This is a genomic window from Vibrio sp. QJM3NY_39 (assembly GCF_057785895.1).
On the sequence record NZ_CM173506.1, the window covers coordinates 1914099 to 1931643 of the forward strand.

Sequence of the window (17545 nt, forward strand, 5' to 3'; positions counted from 1 at the left end):
CATGGCTATCGGAGTTACAGACAATACATTTCAACTTAATATCGTAAGTGCGGAAGGTACGCTGTTTTCAGGGCCAGCCTATGCCCTAGCCGTTTCTGGCGCTGACGGTGAGCTGGGGATTCGCCCAGGTCACTCCCCGCTTCTCAGTAAAATAAAGCCAGGCGTGACAGTGTTTGTCACAGACCCTAAATCAGAGGGGCAAGTGCTGTATGTCTCTGGTGGCATGCTTGAAGTTCAGCCGGATGTGGTCACAGTGTTAGCCGATACGGCCTTGCACGGCAAAGACATTGACCGCGCTCGCGCAGAAGAAGCGAAATATGCGGCTCTTGAGAATATCAACAAGGGCAATGTCGACATCAATTTTGCACAAGCTCAGCTTGAACTGGCAAAAGCCGTTGCTCAGCTACGCGCATCAGAACTGACGTCTTCTCGCACTCACCACTGAGAATAGAACTTAGATGCTTGATGCTTAGTGCTTGATGTGTAAATAGTCTACCCACTTAAAAACTGTTTAAGTGGGTAGACTACATCAGGAACCCTTCTCTCCCTTTCAACCATCCCCAATACATTCTTTTTCACCAGCGCTTACACCATTATTTCTCAGCAAACGCGCTTGGTGCGGATCAAGTTCATGACCAAGAGGTTGTGTGAGTGAATGATATAACTCTGGCTTGCGGCCGCGAATCCAGCGTCTGCCAGTACACATATCTAACTCTTCTGCTTTTAGCTCTGCAATCACCATATCGTTATCAACACTATCGGTCTCAGCAATGATTTCACCATAAGGGCTGAGGATCATCGCATTGCCTGTTCTTACTTCATCCATATCAACGCCGACACCATTACTAAACACCACAAACATACCATTGTCGTGAGCTCTTGCAGGCAGCCAACGCATTAACCACTCGCGGCCATTCTTGCCCTGCATTTCAGCACGAATTGCTTCCGGATTGTCATCTCGGTTAAACCATAACTCTGGGTCAATTCGCTTCATCGCATTAGGGCTTCGTGAATGACAACCGCCCGTTTGGTGTGGCGCAATCAATATATCTGCCCCTTTCAAAGCAGTGATCCTGACATTTTCGACCAAGTTGTTATCCCAACAAATCAAGATACCGACTTTGCAGCCATGCGGCGTATCGAAGACCGTGTATTGATCGCCACTGCTCATGTGAGAACTAACAAAGGTATGCAGTTTTCGATGTTTCTGCACCTCGCCATTAGGCATGGCGAACACATAGGTGTTGTATAGCTCGCCATCAGTACCCTGCTCTATCAAGCCTGCGCCAACGCTCATCCCAAATTGCGTTGCCAGAGAAATGAGTTTTTGAGTTGATTCACCGCTCGGTACAGGTTCCGCTAGCACTTCAATTTCATCTCGCGACAAAGCAGACACATGCCAGTAGCCAGTGATGCACATCTCTGGGAAACTGATGATCTCCACGCCATTGTCCGCAACTTGTCGAACATATTGTTCTATGACCGATAAGTTATACGCCTTATCACCTGCGTGGTGGTTGAATTGAACCGACGCTACTTTGATGTCTCTCTTCATGATTCGTCCTTAAGTTTCGCTTTATCTGATTTGGTATGAACTCAGTATAAAAAATCGATTCAATTCCATATAATGAAAGATATTCTTAGTTCAATGAGCATTTGGAATGGAATTTGATTTACTGAAGGCATTCTGTCAGTTGGCTAAATCGGGCAATTACCGTTTGGCGTCAGAGCAGCTCTACATCACTCAATCTGCACTCACTAAAAAGATTCAACGACTTGAATCCAATATTGGGGCATCTCTGTTTTCTCGTGGTAGGAATGGCGCAGAGCTCACACTCGCGGGCAAAACGTTACTGGCAGAAGCCCAACGTTTGGTTCATTCAATGCAGGCGTTTGAACAACTATCAGGCTCGGTGGTGAAAGGAACTCAGGGACATTTGAACATTGGCTTTGGCGTTTCCACTTATCATGAAGCACCCAAGCTTATTGCGGCTTATAAACAGCGATATCCAGACGTTCATGTCACTTTAAATGACACACCTTCTAAGCAGCAGACGGATGAATTATTGATCCATGAACTCGATATCAGCTTCAATCGAATACCCGACGCCTCGGATTTAGAGAGCCTAACGCTTTTCAATGACTCCCTTGTGATAGCTATACACAAAGATCTTCTCAAACAAGTGCCAAGCAACGTTCAGGCTCTCTCTGAGTTATCGAATTGGCCTTATCTAAAGCTTGCCCAACATCGCGGCCCTGGATTAGACAGACAGATTCAACAATATTGTCTTGCCAATAAAATCGACTTATCAAAGACGCAAGAAGCCGATGACATTCTCACCCTGCTTGCCTTGGTTTCTGCCAATATCGGCTTCACCATTGTTCCCAGCAGTGCCCAGTTCATTAGTAACACCGATGTGGAATTCATTACGTTAGAAGGTGAATACGCCACCTGGCCAGTGGGGTTGATATGGAATGGTGAGTGTGAAAATCCACTCAGGGATAGGTTTGTAGAGTTTGTGGCTGTTCAAAAATAAAATTGGCCAGGACCTAAATTACACCTACAAAAAAGGCTCACTAAATAGTGAGCCTTTTGATATCTGTTTAACGTAAAACCTGGGTCTAACGGTGCTTACGTTTCAAAGTAATAACTTTAGAAGAATTCAATCGAATTACGGCCGCTTTTGTCGTCACGTGTTGGCTTTGGCGCATCCGCTTTCTTTTTCGGTTTGTTTTCTTTCTTCTTCTCTTTTTTCTCTTTCTTTGGTTCAGCCGTTGCGCTTAGCATTTCGGCTTTGCTTTTCTTAGATTCTTTCTTCTTAGAATCCTTTTTAGACTGACCTTTCTTCGCCTTGTTATCTTTTTTAGGCGCTTCTTTCTTTTTCGGCTTTTCTGATTCTTCTTGTACTGGCTGATCACACACCACTACATAGTATTCTTGGTTGAATTCAAAGAAATCACCATCGTACATTTTACGACGCTTACGCGTTTCCAGCTCACCATTTACCGCTACGTAGCCTTCAGAGATGATGTGTTTAGCTTCACCGCCACCACTAACTAGGTTAGCAATTTTAAACACTTTGTAGAGCTCGATTGGCTGTGATGAAACATCAATACCAATTGCTTCAATTTCAATCTCTTCGCCTTCTTCGCCCAGCTCTTGGCCTTCGTAATCAGCGTCTTCGTAATGTTCTTGGTCCATGGTGACCTCTACCTAAATATGTACTTCTGGAATATTGGGCGCAGTGTAATCTTAAAACAACAAAATGACCATGTTGAATTGATCAGGTCATTATTTGTTTTAGTGCTGACACCTTCGTTATAACGTCCCACCAACATTGGAAAGACTCACAAGTTGCTTGGTGTATTCATGCTGCGGATTACCAAACAAAGTCTCAGTGTCACCCTTCTCTATTACCTCGCCTGCTTTCATCACAATGGTGTAATGACACAAGGATTTCACGACATTCAGATCATGACTGATAAACAAATAGGTCAGGCCATACTTTTCTTGAAGTGACTTCAACAAATCCAGTACTTGAGCTTGGACGGTTCTGTCTAATGACGATGTTGGCTCATCCAACAATATAAACTCTGGTTTAAGAATCAGTGCGCGTGCAATCGCGATACGTTGCCTCTGCCCGCCAGAAAATTCGTTGGGGTAACGGTGACGAGTTTCTGGGTCTAAGTCGACCTCTTTCATTACGTCACAGATGCGTTGGTCGAGTTCAGTGTCATCCAATTGTTGATGCACCAATAAACCCTCACCAATCACTTGAGCAACTGACATTCTTGGGTTCAATGCCGAGAATGGATCTTGAAACACCACTTGCATACGGCTTCTAAACGGTAGCATCTGCTGGCGGTTTAAGCCTTGAATTTGTTCGTCAGCGTAGGTAATCGAACCTTCACTTTCAACCAATTTGAGAATTGCCATACCGGTTGTCGATTTACCAGAACCACTCTCACCGACTAAACCAATGGAGTGCCCTTTTTTCAAGGTGAACTCCATATCAGTCACTGCCTTTATATGCGAAATTGTGCGCTTAAATAAGCCCCCCGTAATCGGGAACCAAACACGAAGTTGGTCCACATCAAGCAAAGGCTTACTGTCAGGAGAAACAGGTACTGGTAACCCTTTAGGATCAGAGTTAATCAGCTTTTGCGTGTAGGGATGAGTAGGAGCATTGAATAATGTTTGGCAATCGTTGCTTTCAACTAGCCGCCCATCTTTCATTACCGCGACTCTGTCGGCAATTTGACGAACGATACTTAAGTCATGAGTAATGAAAAGCATCGCCATACCGAGTTCTTGTTGCAGGTCTTTTAGAAGATCAAGGATCTGCGCTTGTACCGATACATCCAATGCCGTTGTAGGTTCATCAGCGATCAGTAACTCTGGTTCGTTGATTAATGCCATCGCTATCATTACACGTTGACGTTCACCACCCGATAACTCATGAGGGTAAGCCGATATTTTTTGTTCCGGGTAACGAATACCCACCTTTGAAAGCCACTCTATCGCCAAGGCTTGAGCTTTATTGGTTCGTATTCCTCGGTGAATAGAAAGAGTTTCAACCAGTTGCTTACCGACTCGATGAAGCGGATTCAATGAAACCATAGGCTCTTGGAAGATCATACCAATGCGGCCACCACGAATCCCGCGTAACTGTCTTTCTGAACAGCTCAGGATATCGGTACCAGAGAAATTGATCTTACCGTTCAAGTAATGCGATGAGCCTTTAGGCAGCAGTTTTAAAATCGAGTTGGCTGTAACCGATTTACCTGAACCACTCTCGCCCACCAGCGCCAATGTCTCACCTTTGTATATTTCTAAAGAGACATCTTGCGTCACTTGCTCTATCGAATCTTTTCGGCCGAAACCGACAGACAGTTTATCTATGGTAAGAACTGGAGATGCATTAGAAGCCTCTGCTGTTGACCCTGAAGTAGGAACTGTATTTGAAGTCATAACTTATCCTTACTTCTGTTGATGTGGGTCGAAGGCATCACGCACCGCTTCACCAACAAAGACGAGTAACGTAAGCATCAGAGAAAGTACGACGAAAGCAGAGATGCCAAGCCAAGGCGCTTGCAAGTTCGCTTTACCTTGCGCTAAAAGCTCACCTAACGAAGGTGAACCAGCAGGCAAACCAAAGCCCAAGAAATCTAATGAGGTTAACGTGGTAACCGAGCCAGAAAGAATGAACGGCATCATGGTTAACGAAGCAACCATCGCATTGGGCAACATGTGACGAAGCATAATACGTTTATCGTCGACACCCATGGCTTGCGCGGCTCGCACATAATCAAAGTTTCGACAGCGTAAGAATTCTGCACGAACGATACCCACTAAACTCATCCAACTGAAGAGCACCATAATCCCAAGCAACCACCAGAAGTTAGGTTCGATAAAACTGGAAAGGATAATCAGCAAGAACAAAGTCGGCATGCCAGACCAGACCTCGATAAAACGCTGCCCGAGCAAATCGACCCAGCCACCGTAGTAACCTTGTGTCGCGCCAACCACTACACCGACAACACTCGATACAATCGTCAGAATAAAACCAAATAACACGGAAATTCGGAACCCATAAATAATGCGAGCTAACACATCTCGCCCTTTATCATCGGTTCCTAACCAGTTCACCGAATCGGGTTCCGATGGCACCGCGCCTGAAATATCGAAGTTTATTGTGTCGTAGCTAAACGGAATGATTGGCCACACGATGTAACCGCTGTCTTCAATGAGTTCGATAACATATGGGTCTTTATAGTCGGCTTCGGTTTCAAACTCGCCACCAAATTCGGTCTCGGCATACTCATTGATAACAGGCACAAACCACTGATTATCATAAGAAACCAAGAGTGGCTTGTCGTTGGCGATAATCTCAGCGAACAGGCTCAATCCAAACAAGATGGTAAATATCCAAAGGGAAATAAAACCACGCTTGTTTGCTTTAAAACGTAACCAACGAGCTTCAGCTAAAGGGTTGTTAAACATTTATTATCAATACCTTTTTATTCATTCGCCATTAACGCGCTTCAAAATCAATTCGAGGATCAACCCAGGTATACGTCAGGTCGGAGATAATGCTCAGCACCAAGCCAAGCAAGGTCATGATATAGAGAGAACTGAACACCACTGGATAATCTCGTTGAATGGTCGACTCAAAGCCAAGCAGACCGATGCCTTCGAGTGAAAACATCACTTCAATCAACATAGAACCCGTGAAGAAAATACTAATAAACGCGCTCGGGAAACCAGCAATAATGATCAGCATAGCGTTACGGAAAACGTGTTTGTAGAGAATACTGCTCTCGTCCAAGCCTTTCGCTCTCGCGGTCACCACATATTGCTTGTTGATTTCATCAAGGAAGGAGTTTTTGGTCAACATACTGAGTGTTGCGAAACCGCCGATGACCATAGCGAAAATAGGCAAAGCCAAATGCCAGAAATAGTCGCCAATTTGCTGATACCAGTTGAGCTGGTCGAAGTTACTCGACACGAGTCCACGCAATGGGAACCAACTGAAGTAGTTACCACTCGCGAACAAAATAATCAGGATAATCGCAAACAAGAAGCCCGGTACGGCATAGCCAACAATGACCACAGCACTCGACCAAATATCAAAGCGAGATCCGTGATGTATCGCTTTCATGATGCCTAAGGGTATCGAAATCACATAGATGATTAACGTACTCCACAACCCTAAAGAAATGGAGACTGGCAACCGTTCGATGATTAAATCAATAACGTTGCCGCCTTTAAACAAGCTTTCGCCAAAGTTAAAGGTCGCGTAGTTTTTCAACATGTCGAAGTAGCGAACATGAATCGGCTTATCAAAACCAAACTGCTTTTTGATCTCTTCAACCACTTCAGGATCAAGCCCGCGAGAGCCTTTATAGCCACTGGCAGACGCTTGGTCACTTTCACTTAAATCAACTTCTTGTCCACCACCAGAAAAGCGTTCCATGATTCCAGAGTTATGCCCTTCTAACTGAGCAACGGCTTGTTCTACCGGACCTCCTGGGGCAATCTGGATAATGAAAAAGTTGATGGTGATGATCGCCCACAACGTGGGGATCACCAACAGTAAACGCCGAAATATATACGCGGCCATGCTAACTAACTCCTAGCGACGTTTTTCAGGAAGCAATGCCGCCTTCTCTTCTGAAATCCACCATGTATCAATGCCTAAATCGTATTTAGGTAATACATCTGGACGCTCAAACTTGTCCCACATTGCTACGCGGTATTCACCAACATGCCATTGCGGAATATTGTAGAAATTCCACTGCAGTACACGGTCAAGTGAACGACCAAGCGCAAGAAGTTTTTCAGGATGCTGTTGGTTACGCGCAATTTCTTCTGTCAATGCGTCAACCACCGGATCCATCACACCTGCAGTATTGTAAGTAGAATCAATGTAGTTAGAGTTCCAAACGATCATTAAGTTCGGGCTAGGATAAGGGTTTGCCGAAAACGATGAAGACACCATGTCGAAATCACGATCACGAAGACGCTTGATGTACTGAGTCGTATCGATAGTACGAATCTTCATTTCGATACCCATACGCTTGAGGTTCTTTTGAACCGGTGTTGCGATACGCTCTGTGGTTGGGCTGTAAATCAACAACTCAAACGACATCGGCTTGCCAGTCTTTTCATTGGTCATTACTTTGTCTTTCAATACCCAACCCGCTTCTTTCAGCAGTTTGAAAGCGGTACGCATTTGGCTACGGATACGGCCACTGCCATCGGTTACTGATGGCTGGAATTCTTCGGTGAAAACTCTTGGCGGGATTTGATCTTTGTACTGAGACAACAACTCAACTTCAGCTTCGCTTGGTAAGCCTTTCGCTTCATAGTCGGTGTTTTGGAAGTAACTACGAGTCCGTTTGTACTGACCATAGAACATATTCTTGTTCATCCACTCAAAATCCATCGCGTAAGTTAACGCTTCACGCACTTTAGGATCAGAGAACACAGGAGATTGAATATTGAAGACAAAACCTTGAGTCGTTTCAGGCTTCTCATGGTTGATCTCTTCTTTAATGATGTAGCCTTTGTCGAAGTTTGCGCCCGTATATGAATTGGCCCAGAACTTAGCCGAGTTCTCAGTTCGAAGATCGAATTCCCCTGCTTTGAAGGCTTCCAGCATTACGGTGTCATCGCGATAGTAATCGTACTGCACTTGCTTGAAGTTATTACGGCCCACGTTAACTGGCAGGTCGGCTGCCCAGTAATTGTCATCTAGACCGTAGGTAACGCTTTGACCCGATTTATAGCTGATAATTTTGTAAGGGCCGCTTCCTACTGGTGGTTCACTCAGCGGCTCAGACAGTTTTCTGTCTTTCCAGAAATGTTTTGGTAATACACGTGTACTTTGTGCAAAGCTAAACAGCTTCTCACGGTTTGGCTTGTTCATCTCAATGCGAACAACCGAATCAGAAACAGCCGTCACTGATTCAATTTCTTTGTAATACACGCGATATTGAGGCACACCTTCTTTTGAAAATTTATCAAAGGTGAAGGCAACATCGTGAGCTGTGATTGGTTTGCCATCTTGGAATTTAGCATCTGGGTTGATATCGATTTCCATCCAAGAGAAGTCACTTGCGTAGCGAATTTTAGAAGCGATCAATGGATAGTAAGCATCAATTTCGTCACTCGGAGAAAACATCAAGGTATCGTAAATCTCACCCGTATAACTTGCAGCAACGCCGCGGGAACCGAATCGATTAAAGCTATCGTAAGTACCTATGCTGCCATAAGTCACCTTGCCTTGCTTTGGCGCATCAGGATTAACGTAATCGAAATGAGTGAAATCGACAGGATATTTTGCTTCACCAAAACCGACCAGTTGCGTGGTTTCAATAACGGTGACAGCGGGAGTTGATTCGGTATCAGAGGCGTGTGTAACGGAGGGATATAGAGCAATTAGTGGCAGCATGACTGCACATGAAGTTAAATTTAACCTGAAAAACTGAGTGCGCTGCGAGGCCTTGCTTCGGAAATCTGTTCCCATTTGACTCTCCCTTCAAATGTCATGAATTCGATATTCAAGTTGATTAATCGGCTTTGAATGCATGCCGTTAAATCAAGTATAGGTTCAAATCTAACATCATGTAATAACTAATAAAACCATCAGCACCCTAACTCTTACCGTTTATTTACAATTAACTTGTCACTACTCGAATTTATTTGATGACGCAGACTAAAACTGCATCACAATAGTCTCACTAACGTAAATGACAGAAGCGTCGCTGACTTTGATTGGCCTAATTAATCAAACTTAACCCCCAAATAATCAACAAACTATACTTTACTGGAGTATCCTTGCTGCCTAGGTCTAAATGGAATGACACTTTGAATAAACCAAACCACATAACATTCGCAACGTTCAATCTTTTGAACTACCTCGAACCACCGAATGCTTATTATGATTTTGAGAACATCTACAGCTTTGAGGAATGGCAGAAGAAGCAACACTGGATGGCTGAAGCGATTGGTTCATTAGATTGTGATGTGATTGGCTTCCAAGAGATATTTAGCCCACAGTCTTTAGAGCAGTTAATGAATGATCTGGGTTATCCGTACTTTGCGGTTGTCGATTGCCCGCATGTTGAAGATGATTACCTGTATACCTCGCCTGTCGTGGGTATCGCCTCTCGCTACCCGATTGAAAAAGTTCAGCCCGTCACACCCGATTCAGAGTTGCTTTCCGCCTTCAATCTTAGTGACAATTTTTCATTCAACCGAACGCCTGTCCACGCAACCATTACGCTTCCTCACTTGGGCTCTACTGATTGTTACGTTGTACACTTCAAATCTCAGCGAGCAACCGAGCCAAAAAATCACACTCTAGATAACGTTGATAAAGCTAAAGTCTCGGAAGCCTCAGGCAACCAAAAGCCAAAAAGTGACACCTTGGTTAAGCTTCATCAGGAGCAACTTGGGTCTTGGTTATCTAGCGTTCAGCGCGGCCTAGAAGCTCAAATGCTACATCAATATATTACGAATCAACGTCACCAAACCGATCAGCCAGTTGTATTAATGGGTGATTTTAACAAGCCACTGTTTCACGATGAGTTCAAAGGACTTCTTAGCTATTCATTGAATCGAGATGAAGCGAGCAGACATTGGTTATCGCACTTTCGATTAAAAGACAGTTGGGAGCTATATCATCAGCTGCATGAAGAAGACTTGCTCGAACAGCGCAAACCAACCCACTACTACGGTGCTTCAGGGTCGATTTTGGATTACATCTTGATGTCGAACGAGTTTGATTGTCAGAACTCATCAAGCTTGATGGAGATCTCTAGTTACACAGTGCTAGACCACCACCTCATCAATCCTAGTTTTGAACACGACCAATTCAGTACTGACCATGCCATCGTTGCAGTCACCGCTCATATCCGTGAAGCCTAACTATTCGATTACATTCTCAATCGGATTCACCAAAGATAAGCATTAAAAAAGCCGCAGTTAAAAACTGCGGCTTTCCACTTTAGCCAAACGGGTTGAGCCAACCGACGCCCCATTTAGAACCGATTTACCGTTTAGCAAGGTGTGAAACTTAGAATGTGTACATTGCGCCTAAGTAAAAAGAGTCCAGAACAACGGTTTCTTCTGTCTTGTGTCCGTTGTCGTTATCTTCGATGTCAAAAGCATCAGCTTCGTACGCTAGGCGAACGCTCAACGAAGACATTGTAGGTGGTGCGTATTCAACACCAACACCCATACGGATGCCGTCTCCCGTATCATCAAAACCACTTTCTGAAGGGCGAGAGCCGTCTGCGAGCTTCATGTCTAGATCAATAGTCGATAAACCGATAGTACCAAACGGACGAACGCCATTATCAAACGTGTAACCAAGATTAGCCGTTACTGAAAAGATTTGAGGTGTCCAAGTGAAACCATCATTACGACCTGGTGATTTAGCAACAACATCACCAAAGTCCGTGTATTGCGCTTCAATCGCAACGATGCGATTAAATTTGTAACCTGCAATCAAACGATATGTGTTGTCTTCTGCTTCAAAGCTAACGGGCACATTTACAGAATCAAACATGCCACCGTCATCCACACCAGACGTACCGATTGCACCACCTAGGTAGAAACCGCTGTCCGCTGCCATTACGTTGTTTGCTGAAAATACTGACATCATTGCGATGCTTAGAAGAAATTTTTTGTTCATTACGGCTTGACCTTACTTAATGCAAATCAAGATTGTTACGCCTTCCTGTGCTGCACAATCTTGTTAGAGTTATCCGACACCCCGTCGAATTGGCAAGCAGGTTAATCTCACAGAAAACAAAAAAATAAATAAAAATATAATCACTTTGTAATCTCATACAAAACAATCAGTTATAGCTAAATAACCATTTGAATAATCGACAAATAAAATCCATCTATTTCTTCAAAAAACCTCCCATCAATTTTCAAACCATCCCATTTTTAGATTTTATTCGTGCGGACTTACGCATGCTTACTTTCAACAGTGACGTTATTTTGCATAATCCGCGCGCTTTATCTGCTATCCCAATCCACTCCTCCACAATGAAGAATGAGAAAGATCGAAAAACAATGAATAACGAAATCCACTTTGGCGACCTAACTCTTAACGTAGATACTCGAAACATCACGAACAAACAGGGGAACAAGATCTATTTACGTCACCACTTGTTTTCCGTGCTTTGTCTACTGTCGAAAAGCGCCGGACAACCCATCCCTAGAAAAGACATCGTGAACGCATGTTGGGGAAACGAAACGGTGCCGACACAAGCACTAACCAATGTCATTTATTGCTTAAGGAATGTTTTTGTTCGCTTGAGAGCATCTAACATAAAAATTGTTACGATTCCTCGATATGGCTATACGTTGTTCGTCATACCCAATACAAATGAAGCTGGATATGTAGCAATAGAAACACCCCTTAAAACCTCCCCTATAGAATCTGTTCAAAATGTTCCGGTGAATAAACTTTAGCTCCCTTTGCCTTAAGTTAACGTTACGTTGCCTTACCTTCTTAATTGCCGATGAAAGTGATTGCGATCACCAAAAAACACCCCATCGAAACGTTTCGATGATCGTTATCACACTCTAAGAAAGTGAATAGTGCAAATGATAAATCACACACTATTATCACTATCGAAACGTTTCGATGGCTTTTTCTTGAGTTGTTCTCAACCCATCAAACGTTATTTTTCGATAGGTCGTGATATGAAAAAAAGTACTCTAATTAATTCTGAACTCTCTTACTTAGTGGCGACTCTTGGCCACACAGATGAAATCACGATTTGTGACGCAGGCTTGCCGATTCCGGATCATGTAACTCGTATTGATCTTGCTTTGACTCACGGTGTACCAAGCTTTGCTCAAACAGTGAAGACCATGCTTGATGAGTCTCAAATCGAAGGCGTTGTGATTGCAGAAGAATTCGCGAAAGTCAGCCCTGAACATCACGCAGCGCTGATTGATCAAATCAAAACGGAAGAAACACGTTGTGGCAAACCACTTTCGATTACTTACATCACTCATGAAGAATTCAAAGAGCGCACGCATGAAAGCCGCGCGGTTATCCGCACTGGTGAATGCACACCTTACGCGAATGTTATTTTCCAAGCTGGCGTAACGTTTTAGCTCAAGCGAAACGCAACGACAGTCCAGCGTCATTGCTGAACAAAGATAGACACAACCAAATACAACTGGCCCCGAGTAAAGGAACCGACATGACTCAAGCCATTTTAGAACTTAGCTCAATTGAGAAAGCCTTCCCTGGTGTGAAAGCACTGGATAAGGCAAGCCTCAACGTTTACCCAGGACGCGTAATGGCGTTAATGGGTGAAAACGGTGCAGGTAAATCAACGCTCATGAAAGTGCTCACCGGCATTTACCACTTGGATGGCGGCACTATCGCCTACCAAGGTAAACCAGCGGCATTTAAAGGACCTCGTGATTCACAACAAGCCGGCATTAGTATCATTCACCAAGAATTGAACCTAATTCCAGAGCTAACCATCGCCGAGAACATCTTCTTAGGTCGTGAAATCACCGGGACTATGGGTCGTATTCTTTGGAACGAAATGTACCAAGAAGCGGATAAGCTACTTAAACGTCTTAATGTAAAACACAGCTCGAAAACACTTTTAGGTCAGTTAAGCCTTGGTGAGCAACAAATGGTTGAGATAGCGAAAGCCCTATCGTTTGAATCTAAGGTCATCATCATGGATGAGCCAACGGATGCACTAACCGATACTGAAACTGAGTCGCTATTTAAGGTGATTAACGAGCTGCGTTCTGAAGGCTGCGGCATTGTTTACATCTCTCACCGCTTGAAAGAGATCTTCGAGATTTGTGATGACATCACCGTGCTTCGTGACGGTAAGTTCATTGGCCAATGTGAAGTAAAAGATACTGACGAAGATGGCCTAATCGAAATGATGGTTGGCCGTAAGCTGGACGAGCAATATCCTCGTATCGGCCAAAGCCACGGTGAAACTTGCCTTGAAGTGATTGGCCTGACGGGTTCTGGTGTTCACGACGTGAGCTTTACTCTAAAGCGCGGCGAAATCCTGGGTGTATCTGGCTTGATGGGTGCAGGTCGTACCGAACTGATGAAAGTGATTTACGGCGCTCTTCCGAGTGAGCGCGGTGTCATCAACTTAGAAAACAAAACCATTAACCCTGTTAGTCCAAAAGATGGCCTTGCCAATGGCATTGCATACATCTCTGAAGACCGTAAAGGCGATGGCTTGGTTCTAGGGCTTTCAGTAAAAGAAAACATGTCTTTATGTTCACTTGACCTACTGACTAAAAAAGGTCAAATCCAACACAAAGACGAAGTAATGGCGGTTGATGACTTCATCAAGCTGTTCAACATCAAGACCCCGACTCGCGAGCAAATCATTGGCAACCTTTCTGGTGGTAACCAACAGAAAGTAGCTATCGCTAAAGGCTTGATGACCAAACCAAAAGTACTGATTCTCGACGAGCCCACTCGTGGTGTCGATGTCGGTGCTAAGAAAGAAATTTACCAACTCATTAATAAATTTAAAGCCGACGGCATGAGCATTATTTTAGTCTCATCTGAAATGCCAGAAGTGTTAGGAATGAGTGACCGCATCATGGTGATGCATGAAGGCCGTGTAAGCGGTGAATTTGATGCTAAAGAAGCAAACCAAGAATTATTACTGGCGTGTGCGGTCGGTAAAAAGATCAACGAGGACGCAGCATGAGTACTAAAACCATGAGCAAAACAACTGAAGCTCCAAAGAAGAAACCGTTAATCAGCAAAGAATGGCTGATTGATCAAAAGTCATTGATTGCTTTGATTTTCCTGATTGTTGTCGTTTCATTCTTAAACCCAAACTTTTTCACCGTCGATAACATCCTCAATATCCTACGCCAAACTTCGATTAACGCCATTATCGCAGTAGGCATGACGCTGGTTATCTTAACCGCGGGTATCGACTTGAGTGTTGGTTCTGTACTTGCGCTTTGTGGTGCTTTCGCAGCCAGCATGATTGGCATGGAAATCCCAGTGATGATCGCAGTGCCAACCGCTCTAGTAGCCGGCGCAGCATTGGGTGCGATCAGTGGCGTGATTATCGCCAAGGGTAAGGTTCAAGCCTTCATCGCAACGCTTGTAACAATGACTCTATTGCGCGGCGTAACCATGGTTTACACCGACGGTCGTCCTATATCGACTGGCTTTACTGACACTGCAGACGCGTTTGCTTGGTTCGGTACAGGCTACGCAATGGGCATCCCAGTTCCAGTATGGATCATGGCCGTGGTATTCGCTGCAGTATGGTACCTACTTAACCACACACGCTTTGGTCGCTACGTTTACGCACTGGGTGGCAACGAATCAGCAACTCGCCTGTCTGGCATCGACGTAGACAAAGTAAAAATCGGCGTTTACGCAATCTGTGGTCTGTTAGCAGCGGTTGCAGGCATCATCGTGGCATCTCGTTTGTCATCAGCTCAGCCTACCGCAGGTATGGGTTATGAGCTAGACGCCATCGCAGCCGTAGTTCTTGGTGGCACAAGCTTAGCCGGCGGTCGTGGTCGCATCATGGGCACATTAATTGGTGCATTGATTATCGGTTTCCTAAACAACGCCCTAAACCTATTAGACGTATCTTCTTACTACCAGATGATTGCAAAAGCAGTGGTTATTCTTCTGGCGGTATTAGTCGACAACAAAAACAAATAAAACCTATTTACACTCTAGGTTAATACAAGTAACACTCTAGTTTAATAAAAGTAACAGTTTGTTTTACCTTAAAATATTAGAATCTATAAATAATGTAACTACGAGCTAGGACTCACCTCCTAGCTCACCCTACACAAAGGACTTACACCATGAAAAAATTAGCGACTCTTATTTCTGCTGCTCTTCTTTCTACAACGGTATCTGTGTCTGCACAGGCGCAAGATACAATGGCAATCGTTCTGTCTACATTGAACAACCCATTCTTCGTAACCATGAAAGATGGCGCAGAAGCGAAAGCGGAAGAGCTAGGCTACAAGCTTATCGTTCTTGATTCTCAAAACGACCCAAGCAAAGAGCTTTCGAACATTGAAGATCTAACCATTCGTGGTGTTAAAGCAATCCTGATTAACCCAACGGATTCAGATGCTGTGTCTAACGCTATTCGTATTGCTAACCGCTCAAACATCCCAGTATTAACGCTAGACCGTGGTGCAAGCCGTGGTGACGTAGTGAGCCACATTGCTTCTGATAACGTAATCGGCGGTGAAATGGCGGGTCACTACATCATGGAAAAAGTGGGCGAAAAAGCAAAAGTAATACAACTTGAAGGTATTGCTGGTACTTCTGCTGCTCGTGAACGTGGTGAAGGCTTCATGAACGCAGTAAACGGCAGCGACCTAGAGCTTCTAGCAAGCCAACCTGCTGATTTCGACCGTACTAAAGGTCTGAACGTAATGGAAAACTTGCTTGCAGCTAACCCAGACGTACAAGCAGTATTCGCTCAAAACGATGAAATGGCACTAGGTGCACTTCGCGCAGTTCAAGCTTCTGGTAAAGACGTAATGATCGTTGGCTTTGATGGCACTGAAGACGGCATCGCTGCTGTTAACCGTGGCCTACTTGGCGCAACGGTTGCACAACAACCTGACCTAATCGGTTCTTTAGGTGTTGAAATGGCAGACAAAGTACTGAAAGGCGAGACAGTAGACGAGTACGTACCAGTACCTCTAAAAATCATCGCTAAGTAATCGTTACTAGATAACGCGATATAAAGCAGGGGTCCCCTACCCCCTGCTTTGCTTAACTCATTAGCTCAAGACAAAAAGCAAAACTCCGACAGTGCATCGCTGTTTCTCATAAGCCGTCTAACAAGGCGAGCAATTTACGTAATGAGAAAGACCCATGCATTTTCAAATACGATATATCATAAGGCTCGTATCATGACTCAACTGATTGTTTTAGGTAGCGTTAACGCTGACCACGTACTGCAAGTTCCTTCGTTCCCTCGTCCGGGTGAAACCTTGATTGGCGGTAACTATCAGGTCATCCCTGGCGGCAAAGGCGCAAACCAAGCGGTAGCTGCAGCAAGACTAAACGCAGACATTGGCTTTATCGCCTGTGTTGGTGACGACCCATTTGGGATCAATATCCGTCAAGACTTTGCCAAAGATGGCATCAACATCGACGGTGTGATCGTTGCAGAAAACACACCGACGGGCATCGCGATGATCCAAGTATCAGCAACAGGTGAAAACAGTATTTGCCTTTCTGCTGAAGCCAACAACAAACTGACTTGCGATCAAATCGAACCACACCTAGAGAAGATTCGCGGCGCTAAATACCTTCTAACTCAACTTGAAACGCCAATTGAAGGCATTGAATACGCGGCAAAAGTAGCAAAAGAGAGTGGCACTCAAGTTATTCTAAACCCGGCACCTGCTCGTCCATTATCGGATTCATTGCTTGCTTGTGTTGATGTGATTACACCCAACGAAACCGAAGCAGAAGTTTTGACAGGCATTACCGTGACGGACAACGCATCCGCTCATCAGGCAGCTTTGGCTCTGCATGCTAAAGGCATCGAGACTGTAATGATCACGCTAGGCGCGAAAGGCGTGTGGGTGAGTCATCGTGGTCAAGGTAATGAAGCTAGCGAAGGTGAATTAATCGCAGGCTTCCGCGTTGAAGCAACGGACACAACCGCTGCTGGTGATACTTTCAATGGCGCATTAGTCACAGGGTTGCTTGAAGACATGCCACTTGAGCGTGCGATCAAGTTTGCTCACGCTGCCGCTGCCATTTCAGTGACTCGCTTTGGCGCTCAAACGTCGATTCCAAGCCGTGCTGAAACCGATGCGTTTTTAGCAGAGCAACTGTCTGCTTAGCTTGATACCTATTTGAAGGGTTAACTCCTGAACTAAACCGCAGTTAACGGATGTAAGCCTTCAAATTCGGTAACAACAAATATCAAGCATAAGCCCCTGTTTTCAGGCAGAATATCGCCCAACGTGGAAAAGTGATTCCCACAAGGATTTTAT

At 44.5% G+C, this 17545-nt stretch carries 16 protein-coding genes; 9 read left to right on the top strand and 7 right to left on the bottom strand.

Annotated elements, in window-relative coordinates; translation table 11 throughout:
* The first annotated feature begins 1 nt into the window (after position 1).
* Positions 2-445 carry a F0F1 ATP synthase subunit epsilon gene (locus AC3CHU_RS24250; protein WP_488525891.1) on the top strand — a complete coding sequence of 148 codons (444 nt, stop codon included), beginning with the start codon at positions 2-4 and terminating at the stop codon, positions 443-445.
* 105 nt (positions 446-550) lie between these two features.
* On the opposite strand, the gene AC3CHU_RS24255 is transcribed toward AC3CHU_RS24250, so the two are convergent.
* Positions 551-1555, bottom strand: coding sequence for a nitrilase family protein (locus AC3CHU_RS24255; RefSeq protein WP_488525892.1), 1005 nt, complete (start codon positions 1553-1555; stop codon positions 551-553).
* Positions 1556-1661: 106 nt separating this feature from the next.
* Between AC3CHU_RS24255 and AC3CHU_RS24260 the strand changes: the two genes are divergently transcribed.
* Positions 1662-2537, top strand: a complete 876-nt coding sequence (locus AC3CHU_RS24260; RefSeq protein ID WP_488525893.1) for a LysR family transcriptional regulator — start codon at positions 1662-1664, stop codon at positions 2535-2537.
* A gap of 116 nt (positions 2538-2653) precedes the next feature.
* On the opposite strand, the gene AC3CHU_RS24265 is transcribed toward AC3CHU_RS24260, so the two are convergent.
* From AC3CHU_RS24265 to AC3CHU_RS24285, 5 genes are all read right to left on the bottom strand, one after another.
* Complete coding sequence (locus tag AC3CHU_RS24265; RefSeq protein WP_017089914.1) at positions 2654-3202, bottom strand: RNA-binding S4 domain-containing protein; 549 nt, start codon at positions 3200-3202, stop codon at positions 2654-2656.
* A gap of 117 nt (positions 3203-3319) precedes the next feature.
* Positions 3320-4972, bottom strand: coding sequence for a microcin C ABC transporter ATP-binding protein YejF (gene yejF / locus AC3CHU_RS24270; protein WP_488525894.1), 1653 nt, complete (start codon positions 4970-4972; stop codon positions 3320-3322).
* Positions 4973-4981: 9 nt separating this feature from the next.
* A complete protein-coding gene (locus AC3CHU_RS24275) occupies positions 4982-6004 on the bottom strand; it encodes an ABC transporter permease (protein ID WP_488525895.1) in 1023 nt (340 codons plus the stop codon).
* 31 nt (positions 6005-6035) lie between these two features.
* Complete coding sequence (locus AC3CHU_RS24280; RefSeq protein WP_004730359.1) at positions 6036-7124, bottom strand: microcin C ABC transporter permease YejB; 1089 nt, start codon at positions 7122-7124, stop codon at positions 6036-6038.
* 12 nt (positions 7125-7136) lie between these two features.
* Positions 7137-9032 (bottom strand): extracellular solute-binding protein, encoded by a 1896-nt coding sequence (locus tag AC3CHU_RS24285; protein WP_488525896.1) that lies wholly within the window; start codon positions 9030-9032, stop codon positions 7137-7139.
* Between the two features lie 341 nt (positions 9033-9373).
* Between AC3CHU_RS24285 and AC3CHU_RS24290 the strand changes: the two genes are divergently transcribed.
* A complete protein-coding gene (locus tag AC3CHU_RS24290) occupies positions 9374-10435 on the top strand; it encodes an endonuclease/exonuclease/phosphatase family protein (protein ID WP_488525897.1) in 1062 nt (353 codons plus the stop codon).
* Positions 10436-10583: 148 nt separating this feature from the next.
* Here the strand turns inward: AC3CHU_RS24290 and AC3CHU_RS24295 are convergent, their stop codons facing one another.
* The gene (locus AC3CHU_RS24295) at positions 10584-11204 is read right to left on the bottom strand and encodes a porin family protein (protein ID WP_488525898.1); all 621 of its coding nucleotides are present in this window, start codon (positions 11202-11204) and stop codon (positions 10584-10586) included.
* Positions 11205-11593: 389 nt separating this feature from the next.
* Between AC3CHU_RS24295 and AC3CHU_RS24300 the strand changes: the two genes are divergently transcribed.
* From AC3CHU_RS24300 to rbsK, 6 genes are all read left to right on the top strand, one after another.
* Complete coding sequence (locus AC3CHU_RS24300; protein WP_017081200.1) at positions 11594-11995, top strand: winged helix-turn-helix domain-containing protein; 402 nt, start codon at positions 11594-11596, stop codon at positions 11993-11995.
* Positions 11996-12229: 234 nt separating this feature from the next.
* Positions 12230-12649: a D-ribose pyranase gene (gene rbsD, locus AC3CHU_RS24305; RefSeq protein WP_488525899.1), complete on the top strand. Its 420-nt coding sequence runs from the start codon at positions 12230-12232 to the stop codon at positions 12647-12649.
* An 89-nt stretch (positions 12650-12738) separates the two neighbouring features.
* The gene (gene rbsA, locus AC3CHU_RS24310; protein WP_065112864.1) at positions 12739-14244 is read left to right on the top strand and encodes a ribose ABC transporter ATP-binding protein RbsA; all 1506 of its coding nucleotides are present in this window, start codon (positions 12739-12741) and stop codon (positions 14242-14244) included.
* The gene (gene rbsC / locus AC3CHU_RS24315; protein ID WP_004730344.1) at positions 14241-15227 is read left to right on the top strand and encodes a ribose ABC transporter permease; all 987 of its coding nucleotides are present in this window, start codon (positions 14241-14243) and stop codon (positions 15225-15227) included. Before rbsA ends, rbsC begins: the two co-directional genes overlap by 4 nt.
* A 149-nt stretch (positions 15228-15376) precedes the next feature.
* Entirely contained in the window at positions 15377-16255 is an 879-nt protein-coding gene (gene rbsB / locus AC3CHU_RS24320) for a ribose ABC transporter substrate-binding protein RbsB (RefSeq protein ID WP_102556585.1), read from the top strand.
* A 192-nt stretch (positions 16256-16447) separates the two neighbouring features.
* A complete protein-coding gene (gene rbsK / locus AC3CHU_RS24325; RefSeq protein ID WP_102456392.1) occupies positions 16448-17392 on the top strand; it encodes a ribokinase in 945 nt (314 codons plus the stop codon).
* The last annotated feature ends 153 nt before the right edge of the window (positions 17393-17545 follow it).

What these genes read in the sequence shown, in the direction of transcription:
- AC3CHU_RS24285 (WP_488525896.1), bottom strand. Translation starts at nt 9,032, where the DNA reads ATGGGAACAGATTTCCGAAGCAAGGCCTCGCAGCGCACTCAGTTTTTC.
- rbsD (WP_488525899.1), top strand. Translation starts at nt 12,230, where the DNA reads ATGAAAAAAAGTACTCTAATTAATTCTGAACTCTCTTACTTAGTGGCG.
- AC3CHU_RS24260 (WP_488525893.1), top strand. Translation starts at nt 1,662, where the DNA reads ATGGAATTTGATTTACTGAAGGCATTCTGTCAGTTGGCTAAATCGGGC.
- yejF (WP_488525894.1), bottom strand. Translation starts at nt 4,972, where the DNA reads ATGACTTCAAATACAGTTCCTACTTCAGGGTCAACAGCAGAGGCTTCT.
- AC3CHU_RS24275 (WP_488525895.1), bottom strand. Translation starts at nt 6,004, where the DNA reads ATGTTTAACAACCCTTTAGCTGAAGCTCGTTGGTTACGTTTTAAAGCA.
- rbsK (WP_102456392.1), top strand. Translation starts at nt 16,448, where the DNA reads ATGACTCAACTGATTGTTTTAGGTAGCGTTAACGCTGACCACGTACTG.
- AC3CHU_RS24250 (WP_488525891.1), top strand. Translation starts at nt 2, where the DNA reads ATGGCTATCGGAGTTACAGACAATACATTTCAACTTAATATCGTAAGT.
- AC3CHU_RS24280 (WP_004730359.1), bottom strand. Translation starts at nt 7,124, where the DNA reads ATGGCCGCGTATATATTTCGGCGTTTACTGTTGGTGATCCCCACGTTG.
- rbsA (WP_065112864.1), top strand. Translation starts at nt 12,739, where the DNA reads ATGACTCAAGCCATTTTAGAACTTAGCTCAATTGAGAAAGCCTTCCCT.
- AC3CHU_RS24300 (WP_017081200.1), top strand. Translation starts at nt 11,594, where the DNA reads ATGAATAACGAAATCCACTTTGGCGACCTAACTCTTAACGTAGATACT.
- rbsB (WP_102556585.1), top strand. Translation starts at nt 15,377, where the DNA reads ATGAAAAAATTAGCGACTCTTATTTCTGCTGCTCTTCTTTCTACAACG.
- AC3CHU_RS24295 (WP_488525898.1), bottom strand. Translation starts at nt 11,204, where the DNA reads ATGAACAAAAAATTTCTTCTAAGCATCGCAATGATGTCAGTATTTTCA.
- rbsC (WP_004730344.1), top strand. Translation starts at nt 14,241, where the DNA reads ATGAGTACTAAAACCATGAGCAAAACAACTGAAGCTCCAAAGAAGAAA.
- AC3CHU_RS24255 (WP_488525892.1), bottom strand. Translation starts at nt 1,555, where the DNA reads ATGAAGAGAGACATCAAAGTAGCGTCGGTTCAATTCAACCACCACGCA.
- AC3CHU_RS24265 (WP_017089914.1), bottom strand. Translation starts at nt 3,202, where the DNA reads ATGGACCAAGAACATTACGAAGACGCTGATTACGAAGGCCAAGAGCTG.